Annotated in this window: 9 protein-coding genes and 1 pseudogene; 6 read left to right on the top strand and 4 right to left on the bottom strand. The window is 45.2% G+C overall.

Translation table 11 applies throughout. The annotated features are described in order from the left end of the window. Positions 1–309 (top strand): annotated as a pseudogene (locus KUL49_RS20925) (transposase); the annotation flags it as partial. Between the two features lie 41 nt (positions 310–350). Here KUL49_RS20925 and yghU read toward each other — a convergent pair. From yghU to KUL49_RS16255, 4 genes are all read right to left on the bottom strand, one after another. After that, positions 351–1,208 carry a glutathione-dependent disulfide-bond oxidoreductase gene (gene yghU / locus KUL49_RS16270; RefSeq protein ID WP_131137960.1) on the bottom strand — a complete coding sequence of 286 codons (858 nt, stop codon included), beginning with the start codon at positions 1,206–1,208 and terminating at the stop codon, positions 351–353. 283 nt (positions 1,209–1,491) lie between these two features. Continuing rightward, positions 1,492–1,749, bottom strand: a complete 258-nt coding sequence (locus KUL49_RS16265) for a hypothetical protein (protein ID WP_131137959.1) — start codon at positions 1,747–1,749, stop codon at positions 1,492–1,494. A gap of 310 nt (positions 1,750–2,059) precedes the next feature. Then, entirely contained in the window at positions 2,060–3,751 is a 1,692-nt protein-coding gene (locus KUL49_RS16260; protein ID WP_131137958.1) for an NAD-dependent malic enzyme, read from the bottom strand. A gap of 77 nt (positions 3,752–3,828) precedes the next feature. Continuing rightward, positions 3,829–6,492, bottom strand: a complete 2,664-nt coding sequence (locus KUL49_RS16255) for a penicillin-binding protein 1A (RefSeq protein ID WP_131137957.1) — start codon at positions 6,490–6,492, stop codon at positions 3,829–3,831. A 136-nt stretch (positions 6,493–6,628) separates the two neighbouring features. Here KUL49_RS16255 and pilM point away from each other — a divergent pair, with 136 nt between their 5' ends. Genes pilM through KUL49_RS16230 form a run of 5 tightly spaced genes read left to right on the top strand, consistent with a single transcriptional unit; the run spans position 6,629 to position 11,175 of the window. After that, complete coding sequence (pilM, locus tag KUL49_RS16250; protein ID WP_131137956.1) at positions 6,629–7,696, top strand: type IV pilus assembly protein PilM; 1,068 nt, start codon at positions 6,629–6,631, stop codon at positions 7,694–7,696. Next, complete coding sequence (locus tag KUL49_RS16245) at positions 7,684–8,262, top strand: PilN domain-containing protein (RefSeq protein ID WP_014948036.1); 579 nt, start codon at positions 7,684–7,686, stop codon at positions 8,260–8,262. The genes pilM and KUL49_RS16245 overlap by 13 nt, the downstream gene beginning before the upstream one ends. 2 nt (positions 8,263–8,264) lie before the next feature. Further along, entirely contained in the window at positions 8,265–8,876 is a 612-nt protein-coding gene (locus KUL49_RS16240; protein WP_014948035.1) for a type 4a pilus biogenesis protein PilO, read from the top strand. Further along, the gene (locus KUL49_RS16235) at positions 8,873–9,400 is read left to right on the top strand and encodes a pilus assembly protein PilP (RefSeq protein WP_014948034.1); all 528 of its coding nucleotides are present in this window, start codon (positions 8,873–8,875) and stop codon (positions 9,398–9,400) included. Before KUL49_RS16240 ends, KUL49_RS16235 begins: the two co-directional genes overlap by 4 nt. Before the next feature lie 2 nt (positions 9,401–9,402). Continuing rightward, positions 9,403–11,175, top strand: a complete 1,773-nt coding sequence (locus KUL49_RS16230; protein ID WP_131137955.1) for a type IV pilus secretin PilQ — start codon at positions 9,403–9,405, stop codon at positions 11,173–11,175. Positions 11,176–11,309 lie beyond the last annotated feature (134 nt).

The following is an 11,309-nucleotide window of genomic DNA, read 5'->3' as shown; positions in this document are numbered from 1 at the left end:
GGTATGAAAAGCACGAAGTTCGGGCTTGGCTATGAACAGAATAAAAGCGTGAAAAAGCAGCGTCTAACGATACTGGTATTGCTGACGACGTTAGCCTCACTCGTGGCTATATTACTGGGTATGGTAGTCGTCTCTTCGAATAAACATCGGCGCTTCCAAGCCAATACCGAAACCAAGAGCGTGTTGTCATTCCATTACCTTGGACTCAGGGCAGTCGCTTGTCGAATACGATTTACTATGCGACAGTGGAAAGCTGCACTCAAATGGTACAGCTCCATAGTTGACGCAGCCTGGGCCGGAGGCATATGAAATTAAATTCGTGGGGATCCCTCAGACTCTGACCCCATTATTTAGGCTTTGGTGAGTGCGTCGTCGATATCTTTTGCGCTGTGGCGGTTTTCTAACTGACCATCGTCACCCCAAGTTTTATTGACAATACGGCCACGTTTAATGCCTTCTCGCTGCTCTAGTTGCTTAGCCCAGCGGACTAAATTGGTGTACTCGTGCACTTGAAGGAAAGTGGCTGCATCGTACAGATTTCCGAGCACTAAATTGCCGTACCACGGCCATATAGCCATGTCAGCGATACTGTACTCGCTACCTGCCATAAACTCATTGTTTGCTAAGTGCTTGTCTAGCACATCTAACTGACGCTTAGTTTCCATGGTAAAGCGGTTGATAGGATATTCCATTGGATATGGCGCATAGCTGTAGAAGTGCCCGAAACCACCGCCTAAGTAAGGCGCTGACCCCACCTGCCAAAACAGCCAGTTGAAACATTCCGCCTTTGCATGGGCGTCTTGCGGAATGAACTTACCGAATTTTTCCGCCAAATAAACTAAGATTGACCCAGACTCGAATAGCTTGGTTTCTGGTGACGTTGTCGTGTCGACCATAGCAGGAATTTTACTATTCGGATTAACGTCAACAAACCCAGAAGAAAACTGATCGCCCTCACCAATGTTAATCAGCCAAGCGTTGTATTCTGCTTCGCTCACTCCAGCTGCCAACAACTCTTCAAGCATGATGGTAACTTTCTGACCATTAGGCGTAGCTAACGAGTATAGCTGCAAACCATGTTCACCATTAGGACGAGCCTTCTCATGGGTAGCGCCTGACACAGGACGATTAATGCTGGCCCACTTGTTGCCGTCATCTTCAGCCTGAGTCCAAACTTCTGGTGGTGTGTAGTTACTTTCTGTCGACATAGCAATTCCTTTAAATGACTTTATCGTTAAGGTTAGTGCAATACATAGCTACTAAGAACAGCTTTTAAAGACTTATAGCTCAACGGTGTCGACTAATAAACGGCAATATACGTTTATTGACATAAAAATGTATGGTCCGCCTCGCTTTATCCAAAGCACGGCTTTATGAATAAAAGGCGAGCAGTCCGTTGCCCGCAAACTGGTACTATCGATAGTTGCCATAAACTTTTGCCAGCGATAACCGTGGCAGAATCGATAGTGTGTAAGAAGGATTAGCCGCGAATTACTTAACCTCGTAGTAGGCATCAATTAAGTCGGATTCATCCAGATAAGCAAACATTTCACTTTGCTCATCCATTGGGCTTTCTGAAACTGTACTAGCAGCCGTTTTAGCAGCCTTTTCATCTTGTGCTGCAACATCAACATTAGGTGCGTCGCAAGCTGAGAGTGTTGTAAGAGCGGCCATAACTAATGACGTAGAGAATGAGCGCTTAATAATTCGCGCGTAGAAAGGACTTACCTTGTTTTTTAACGTGGTCATCAATAACACCCCTTGCTCCTTGTTGTAACTATAAAGAGGTGTATCAATCATTGTGCCAACAAGAATTAATTATTTAATAACAGTAGGTTAGGAGATTATTAACGAGAATACATATAAGCAACACATAGGAAATGTTGCGCATAGGCAACACCATATTACATTTGGTTGGAGTTCGGCCGCGAAATGGATGAAGTTCGAGCAGTGAGACGGTGGCTTACTTCAGATTTTGCGTTGTAAGTCATGGTGAAAGCGTTGCTCACAAGTACAAAAAAAGCAGGCTAAGCCTGCTTTTTTATAACGTTAATGGATACTAGATGCTTACCCGCTTGTAAGGGCGGTACTCTGCTTTCCAGAAGTTACGCTCAATGCTAGCGCGCAATGCGTCGTCAGACATTTCAAGAGCAAGTCCCTGTTCCATCGCTACTCTACCCACCTCAAAAGCAATCTCTCTGCTAATTTCTGCAATGGCAGCAAGGGGTGGCAATAGTGAACCCTGACCCGTGTTGACTAATGGCGACGCTGAAGCAAGTGCGTTACTTGCAGCCATCAGCATTTCGTCACTAATTAGCTTCGCTTTAGATGCAACAACACCAAGGCCAATACCCGGGAAGATGTAAGAGTTGTTGCATTGAGCTATAGGAAATATTTTCCCATCGTACTCTACAGGCTTGAACGGACTACCTGTAGCGATAATCACTTCACCTTCTGTCCATTCAATCACTTGCTCAGGACGCGCTTCAACTTGTCGTGAGGGGTTACTTAACGGGAAGATGATTGGCAGCTCACAGCCTTGCTTCATAGCACGGATAACTTGTTCAGTGAACAAGCCTGGCTGGCCTGAAACACCAATAAGTACGTCTGGCTGCGCGCAGTGCATAACATCAAGTAGTGACGCATAATCTCCACTGAACGTCCAATCAGCCAAGTCAGCATTTTTCTGCTGAAGCTTTTGTTGGAAGTCGCGTAGACCTTCCATGCCTTCGGTTACCAAACCAAAACGGTCAATCATGAACACTTGCTTACGTGCTTGCTCGTCAGTCAGGCCCTCAAATACCATTTGTTGAATGAGCATTTCAGCAATACCACAGCCTGCCGAACCCGCACCCACGAACACCACCTTCATGTCGCGTAGCTTTTGCTGCTTGGTTTTACATGCCGCCAAAATAGTACCAAGGGTAACGGCAGCAGTGCCTTGTATATCGTCGTTAAAACAACACACGTCGTTGCGATAGCGGTTTAATAACGGCATAGCATTTGGCTGCGCAAAATCTTCAAACTGAATCATTACATCAGGCCAGCGTCGCTTCACAGCGTTAATGAACATATCAACAAATTCGTCGTATTCATCCTGTCCAATACGCGGATGGCGCGCCCCCATATACATTGGGTCGGCTAGCAGCTTTTCGTTGTTAGTACCTACATCTAACATTACGGGCAATGTGTATGCTGGACTAATTCCACCACACGCTGTGTAAAGCGAAAGTTTACCGATAGGAATGCCCATTCCGCCAATACCTTGGTCTCCCAAGCCTAAGATGCGTTCACCGTCAGTCACAACAATCACTTTCACTTTGCGCTTCGTAGCATTGCGAACAATGTCATCAAGCTGGTTACGTTCTTCATACGACACAAACAAGCCACGCGAACTGCGATAGATATCTGAAAACTGCTCACATGCATCACCTACAGTAGGGGTGTAGATGATGGGCATCATCTCATCGATGTGCTTTTGAATTAGGCGGTAAAACAAGGTTTCGTTATTGTCTTGAATTGCGCGCAGATAAATATGCTTGTTTAGTGCTTCGTCAAAGCTGCTGTATTGCATGTAAGCACGTTCAACCTGCTCTTCGATGGTTTCATACCTTGGTGGCACTAGACCCGTCAGGTTAAACGCCGCACGTTCCCGTGCAGTGAAGGCACTGCCTTTATTCAGTAGGGGGGTTTCCAGCAATGAAGGGCCGGCATGAGGAATATAAAGATATCGCTGTGAATCTTCTGACATTGGTTTTCCGATAATGTGTTCAGGCAAATACATTACCTAAGCCTGAAGCGGCACGCGTGCAACGTGCCTCTTAGTAATTAGAATATTTCTTCTGGCTCAGGCGCAGTAGTCGTATCCTGCGTGGCCGGATCCAACACTTCGTCATCGCGAACATAAGTCGTTGGCTCGGTTCCCTGCAGGAAATATTCGAATAGTGTCGTATGGTCTGTTCGTCTGGTCAACTTTCCACTGGTACGATCAATGCGAACACGCACTATATTCTCTGGTACGGGCATTGGCGTATGTGGTTTATTTTCTAGAGCATGTTGCATAAATCTGATCCACGCTGGCTCAGCAGCTTTAGCTCCATCTTCAATGCCGATCATGGCGTTGCCTATCCAGTTAAATTTCTCAGCATTCTTATTAATGAGGTTTTGGTTTCGCGTAGCTCGCCCTAACTGACGCCCCATGTTGTCGAAGCCTACCCATGTGGTGGCCACTAAATCTTTGTGGAAACCACTGAACCATGTGTCTCGCGAGTCATTCGTTGTACCCGTTTTCCCAGCTATGTCAGTACGCTGAAGAATATTACGAGCACGCCAGCCGGTGCCTAACCAATAGGTCTTCTTGCTCCAATTTCCGTTTGCTCTCACAGCCGTTCGCATCATTTCTGCCACTAAGAAAGCGTTTTGAGCAGTAATAACCTGAGGCGCAATCACTTTTTCTGCAGCTTCGTCATCATCGACGTCGCCAAGTAAAATATCTTGATTTAGTTCAGCGGCAAGTAAGGCTTCAATATCGGCTTCTTCGTCTTCAGGTAGTATTTCTGGATCGCTTTGATTTTCACAACGATTGCACGCCCAAACTGGGTTTGCTTTCCAAAGCTCATCGCCGTTTTCATCAAGCACTTTGCTGATAAAATGAGGGTTTACTAAGTAGCCACCGTTCGCAATGACCGACATACCTCTTACTACTTCAAGCGGCGTATGTGAACTCGACCCAAGGGATACGGTTTCATCAAGTGGAATATCGTCTTTATTAAAACCGAAGCGTGTTAAGTAATCGGCCGTTTCTCTCAGACCAACACCACGCAATAGTCGAACCGATACCACGTTCTTCGATTTACCAAGGGCTTTACGCATTCTAATTGGGCCGTCGTACTCAGCTGGCGAGTTTTGCGGTCGCCAAGCTACACCCGTCGCCGCATTCCATTGGTTAATAGGAGCGTCATTGATGATGGATGCAAGGGTATAGCCACTGTCTAATGCAGCAGAATAAACGAAAGGCTTGATGTTCGAGCCCACTTGGCGCTTGGCCTGTGTTGCTCGGTTAAACTGGCTTTGATAAAAGCTGTAGCCACCAACAACCGCTTCAACCGCACCGTTTTTCGGATTAAGTGCGATAAACGCGCCGCTCACCTCAGGGATTTGCGAAATGCGCCACTGCCCTTCTTGCTGTCTGATATAAATGACCGCCCCTTCTTGAGTCACATCTGAAGCGGTTTTGGGGTCACTACCCTGCCTAAAGTCTGTAATGTAGTGTCGGGCCCAATCTAGTCCATCCCACTCTACTGTTATTGCTTTGCCATCTACAGACAACACTTCTATCGACTGCTCATTTACTTTCGTAACAACCGATGGCAAAAGAGGTTTAATGTGAGGAATCTCTTCAAGCACGCGCATGATTGATTCGTTATCCCACTCTTCTCGTGTTGTCTTATCACTTATGTCATAGCTCAATGAAAGTTGTGGAATCGCGTCATCCTTTCCTTCTGGCTTAGGAATATTCCATAAGTAGCCAAGCGCGCCTTTGTAGCCATGACGCTCATCATAGTCATGAAGATTTCGAACCACCGCACGCTGAGCAGCTAATTGAAGATCTGACGTTGCAGTCGCAAAAACTTGGTATCCGCCGGTTTCTGCTTCTTCTTTTCCATAAATCTCTACCATTTCGTTATAAATGGTGTCGGCCAAATAAGGCGCATCCACTTCAATTTCAGCACCGTGCTTTTTCGCTGAAACTGGCGCATTAGCAGCTTCATCGAACTGCGCTTTAGTGATGTACTCTTCGTCAAGCATACGAAGTAAGACCACGCGTCTGCGTTCGACAGAACGTTGCGGCCCGCTGATAGGGTTAAGCACTGATGGCGCCTTTGGAAGACCTGCAATAGTAGCAATTTGAGCTAAAGAGAGTTCGTTGAGCGGTTTGCCATAGTACACTTGGGCGGCCGCCCCAAAACCAAACGCTCTATGGCCTAATTCGATTTTGTTGAGGTACAGCTCAAGAATTTCCTGCTTAGAAAGCTCTTGCTCCATGTGCAGTGCTATAAAGATCTCTTTGATCTTTCTGATATAGGTTTTCTCCCGACTAAGGAAAAACCCTCGTGCTAGCTGCATGGTTAACGTACTTGCTCCCTGACGCTTTTCGCCAGTAAGGACTAAACTTACTGCAGCACGCATTATACCAATGGGGTCAATGCCGTGGTGTTCGTAGAAGCGACTGTCTTCGGTAGCGAGTATGGCGTTAATTAATTCTTGCGGGACTTCCTCAAGTTTTACGGGGATCCGCCGTTTAACTCCATACTGTGAAATAAGTTTTCCGTCTTTGGTGTATATCTGCATAGGTGTTTGCAGGCGTACATCCTTAAGTACAGTAACACTTGGTAGGTCAGGTTTGATATAAAAGTAAATACCTACCAGTGCTGCAAAACCAAGAAGGCCTGATAGAAAACTAAATAAAATAAGTGGTTTGATGTACTTCACTGTAACGGATACCAAGACATTTTGTTGAAATGACGTATATTTTATACGTATGTGTTATCTCTAGAACCATACGCATAAGACTATTAGAGTAACATTGTACTTTAGAGCAACTACCTTTGAAACTGGACACTTGCACATGAAATCGCTGTTTAAGAAAAAGCTGCCGCCCATTGTGGGCTTAGATATAGGCACGCGTCAAATAAAAGCGGTGTGGTTAGAGCAATCGAAAGACGGGTTCGTCCTTCAAGGGTATGCCTGTGAGCCAATTAACAAAATCGCTTTCTCTGAGCGTGATATTAAAGATTATGAGTCAGTAAGCATTGCCCTCAAGAAAATTCGAAAGTCGCTAAAAACAAAATTAAAGCTGGCAAATGTTGCTGTGGCTGGTACGTCAGTGATCAGTAAAATCGTCTATATGGACCCAGAGCAAAGCGATTACGATTTAGAAAATCAAATTGAGATCGAAGCCGACAGTCTCATTCCCTATCCGCTTGAAGAAGTATATTTGGATTTTGAAGAAATGGGGCCAAGCACAACGCACACTGGAAAAGTAAATGTATTACTTACCGCTGCGCATAAAGATTTGGTAGACAGTCGCTTGTTGCTTGCAAGAGAAGCTAACTTTGAACCCAAAATTGTTGATATGGAAAATTATGCCATCGGCAATGCCATTGACTTTTTCCATACGCCTCATACCGAAGACATGCCACTTTGCTGTATTAATGTGGGCGCCTCGCTACTTCAGATATGCGTAATAAAAAACGGCGACGTCATCTACACCAAAGAGCACGCCTTTGGCTTAAATCAGCTAATTAACGATATTAGCGCCATTCATATGGTTGAGCGTGAAACCGCAGAGCGTCAGCTACTTGATGGCACGCTGTCTGGAAATTGGGTGGAAGATACGCTTCCTATATTTGCCGCTAACCTACAGCAAAATATCAACCGTGCATTACAAATGTATATGAGCACGCTACATGCAGAGCGCCCCACCAAAATACTGTTTAGCGGCGGTGCCGCTACTATTGAACCGTTAGTCGACATTTTAAAACAAGACTTAGGCCTAGAGGTTGATTGCTTCAATCCGTTTAGCAACATGTCGATAAACCCTAAACTTGATGCCACGAGACTTAGCAAAATTGCACCACAGCTTGCGATTGCAGCAGGTCTAGCGAGCCGGAGCTTTACGCCATGGCACATGTAAATTTACTACCTTGGCGAGAGAAGCAGCGCCAACATCAAAAACAACAATACTTGGCAGGGCTACTTGCCGTTGCCGCCATTGTAGGATTGATTTTTTGGTTCATTGGTCAAGCTATCGACCAGCAAATCAGTAATCAAAACTCGCGTAATCAATATCTTGAACGGGAAATCGCGGTTTTAGATGCGCAAATTGCAGAGATAAAAAAGGTTAAAGACAGTAAAAATGCCATTGAGCAGCGCATGGCATTAATTGAGCAACTGCAAGCAAGTCGCAATGTGGCTCCTATAGTATTTGATGAACTTGCTAAACTCGTTCCTCCCGGTGTGGCCTTTGAGTCTATGACCAGAAGCAATAACCGTATTGAGATTGAAGGTACTAGTGATTCGAACAATCGTCTTTCCGACTTTATGCGCGCGCTGGACAACTCGAAAGTGTTCGTTGCAGCAGAGCTTTCTACCATTAAATCTGACAGCAGTGCAGCGAGAGCGATTAGCAACTTTACGCTTACGTTTTCGATAAACCCCAATGTTGCTCCCCTAGAAATAGAAAGTAGTGAGGCGCAATAACCATGAAGTTTGATGTTTCAAAACTAAAAGAACTCAACGAACTCGACTTTGAACAAATCGCTATTTGGCCAAACGAAGTTCGCATTGTTGTGGCGGCGTTTGTCGCAATATTGGTAGGTGCGTTGAGCTACTACATGCTAATAAGCCCCAAATTACCGATTAAAGATGCGGCTGAATTAAAAGAACAAGAACTAAAGTTACAGTTCGAAGCAAAATACCGCATTGCGGCTAATTTAGAAGCCTACCAAGCCCAACTTGCGCAAATTAAGGAAGACTTTTCGTCTATGCTGAAAAGTCTTCCAACCAGCAACGAGACACCGGGTTTGCTTGACGATATCACTTACGTTGGTACCGCATCGGGCCTCACGTTTGAATTGCTTAACTGGCAACAAGAAGTACCAAAAGAGTTTTACACCGAACTACCTATCGAAATGGAAGTAAGCGGTGGCTATCACAACTTTGGCGAATTCGTTTCCAAAGTCGCAGATTTACCTCGTATCGTTACGCTTCACGATTTTGACATAAAGCGTGAAGCAAATGGTCTGTCGCTGAAGCTGCAGGCGAAAACTTATCGTTCGGAAAACTCGACAGACATTGAAGGAGATGAACAATGATTCGTTCGTTTTTATCTCTTTTAATCATATTGTTAGTAACAGGCTGTTCACCTAAACTCGACGATCTGCATGCCTATACACAGAGTGTTAAAGAGCGTGCTCAGCCACAAATTGAACCGTATCCAGAATTCAAGACTCACCCACCTTTTAGCTATTCGGCAAGCGCTTTAAGAAGCCCGTTCGATCGCCCTAAGAACAACGCCGCTCCAGTAGCAAAAGCACGGGTAGAAAACTGTTTACAGCCAAACTTCCAACGCCCTAAAGAAGCATTGGAAGCCTATGGCGTGGACGCCCTCGCACTGACTGGCAACTTTGCCGTTAAAGGAGTGCAGTGGGCATTATTGAAAAGTAACGATGGCGTATTACATAAAGCTAAAGTAGGGAGTCGTATCGGCTTGTTTTATGGCAAAATTACGCAAATTAGCACCGACTCAATTACTATTGAACAGTTATTACCTGATGGTGCGGGCTGCTGGCAAAGGAAAACAACAACAATGACTACAGCATCGAAGGCGGGAGAGTAAGCATGGCCGAACGATACATATTCAACAAATCTCTGAATCGTAGAGTGCCTAGATGGTATTGGCTGGCTTTCGCTGTGGCTGCAATATTTTCGTTTACCGTGTTTGTTTCGCCAGTAAAAGCCCAAGAGCCTTTGTTGGTCGACCCTGATACCAAACGAAATACATCAACCGTTACCACCACGGTCACAAACATCGACTTTACTCAAGCAGCTAACAATACCGCTGTAACACTGGTGAGTTTTGAGGGCCAAGCGCCAAAACTTCAGCTTATTGAGTCACAAGGAAAAGTGTCCCTTACATTACCTAACACCAAGTTAGGCGAAGACCAATTGGTAGAACTTAATGTGGCTGATTTCGGCACCTTGGTTTCTACCATCGAGACTTTCGAAGTTAAAGATGGCGCGCGAATTGAAGTTAATTATTCGGGCCCAGTTACGGTTCAAAATACGGTAAAAGACGGCGTAATTCGTATGGCGATAACGCCAATGGACAGCGCGCAGCAAGACGCCTTGGAAGCGGAGAAGAAATACACAGGCGACCCCATTTCGCTCGATTTTCAAGATGTTCCTGTGAGACAAGTTTTACAAATTATTGCGCAGGTTAATGGGTTTAACTTAGTGACCACCGACACCGTAACAGGAAACGTGACGATAAGTTTGTCGGGTGTTCCGTGGGATCAAGCACTCGACATGATTTTGCGCGTTAAAGGTCTGGATAAACGCTTAGAGGGCAACATTTTGTTAATTGCACCGGCTGAAGAACTATCGGCTCGTGAAACCCAAGCCCTTCAATCTAAAAAGCAAGTTTCAGACTTAGCGCCTCTTCATACGGTTAATATTCCTGTTAACTATGCAAAAGCTGCTGCCCTGGCCACGATCTTAAAGTCGACAGAGGGCGGGATCTTATCTGAGCGAGGGGGTGTTACAGTAGACGAACGAACCAACACTTTACTTATTCGCGACACGTTAGCCTCTATTGATGAAGCAAGAAAAACCATCAATGCGTTAGATATTCCAGTGAAGCAAGTGCTGATTGAAAGCCGTATGGTTACTGTGCTTGACGATGTAGACGAGCAGCTTGGCGTTCGTTGGGGTTTCAGCGACCGTCAAGACGATAATGGTGTGTCGGGAAGCCTTGAGGCCGCAGACACCATTGCCGGCGGCATAGTGCCTAGCATTGATAATCGCCTTAATGTGAACCTGCCTGTGACCAGCGCCGCGGGTAGCATTGGCTTTCAAATTGCGAGCTTGGTTGATGGCACTATATTAGACCTTGAGCTTTCCGCACTAGAATCTGAAAACAAAGGCGAAATTATTGCGAGTCCTCGTATTACGGTTGCTAACCAGCATGAAGCTTACATTGAACAGGGTACGGAAATACCCTATGTGCAGGCAACGTCAAGCGGCGCTACATCGGTTGAGTTTAAAAAAGCGGTTCTATCGCTCAAAGTTACTCCTCATATTACGCCAGATAATCGCATTATTCTGGACTTAGTGGTAACTCAAGATACGCGCGGCGAAACCGTGGCTACATCAACTGGTGATGCAGTTGCTATCGATACACAGGAAATTAAAACGCAGGTATTGGTTGAAAACGGCGAAACCATTGTATTGGGTGGCATATTCCAACAAACCAGTTCTGATGGCGTGTCAAAAGTGCCTTTGTTTGGTGATTTACCTGTCGTTGGTGCCCTTTTCAGAAACTCGTCACAACTTCAGCAAAAACGAGAACTGCTTATCTTTGTTACACCCAAGATAGTCACTGAAAGACCATAATCCTCATTTTTAGCCTTCAAAAAAGCGTATTTTTGTGCGCTTTTTTGGTTTTCAGCCTTTTTTTGTAACTAAATTTACAGGTATACGCTATTTGTTAGTAACAAAACTTGCAACGCCTTGCATGAAACTGAGAT

It is taken from the genome of Alteromonas sp. KUL17, assembly GCF_006538305.1.
Lineage (GTDB): Bacteria > Pseudomonadota > Gammaproteobacteria > Enterobacterales > Alteromonadaceae > Alteromonas > Alteromonas macleodii.
Note: the sequence above shows the minus strand (reverse complement) of the source record. Positions and strands in the feature narration are given on the sequence as shown.

Coding starts and splice junctions, on each gene's coding strand:
- yghU (WP_131137960.1), bottom strand. CDS start 1,208: ATGTCGACAGAAAGTAACTACACACCACCAGAAGTTTGGACTCAGGCT.
- KUL49_RS16265 (WP_131137959.1), bottom strand. CDS start 1,749: ATGACCACGTTAAAAAACAAGGTAAGTCCTTTCTACGCGCGAATTATT.
- KUL49_RS16260 (WP_131137958.1), bottom strand. CDS start 3,751: ATGTCAGAAGATTCACAGCGATATCTTTATATTCCTCATGCCGGCCCT.
- pilM (WP_131137956.1), top strand. CDS start 6,629: ATGAAATCGCTGTTTAAGAAAAAGCTGCCGCCCATTGTGGGCTTAGAT.
- KUL49_RS16245 (WP_014948036.1), top strand. CDS start 7,684: ATGGCACATGTAAATTTACTACCTTGGCGAGAGAAGCAGCGCCAACAT.
- KUL49_RS16240 (WP_014948035.1), top strand. CDS start 8,265: ATGAAGTTTGATGTTTCAAAACTAAAAGAACTCAACGAACTCGACTTT.
- KUL49_RS16235 (WP_014948034.1), top strand. CDS start 8,873: ATGATTCGTTCGTTTTTATCTCTTTTAATCATATTGTTAGTAACAGGC.
- KUL49_RS16230 (WP_131137955.1), top strand. CDS start 9,403: ATGGCCGAACGATACATATTCAACAAATCTCTGAATCGTAGAGTGCCT.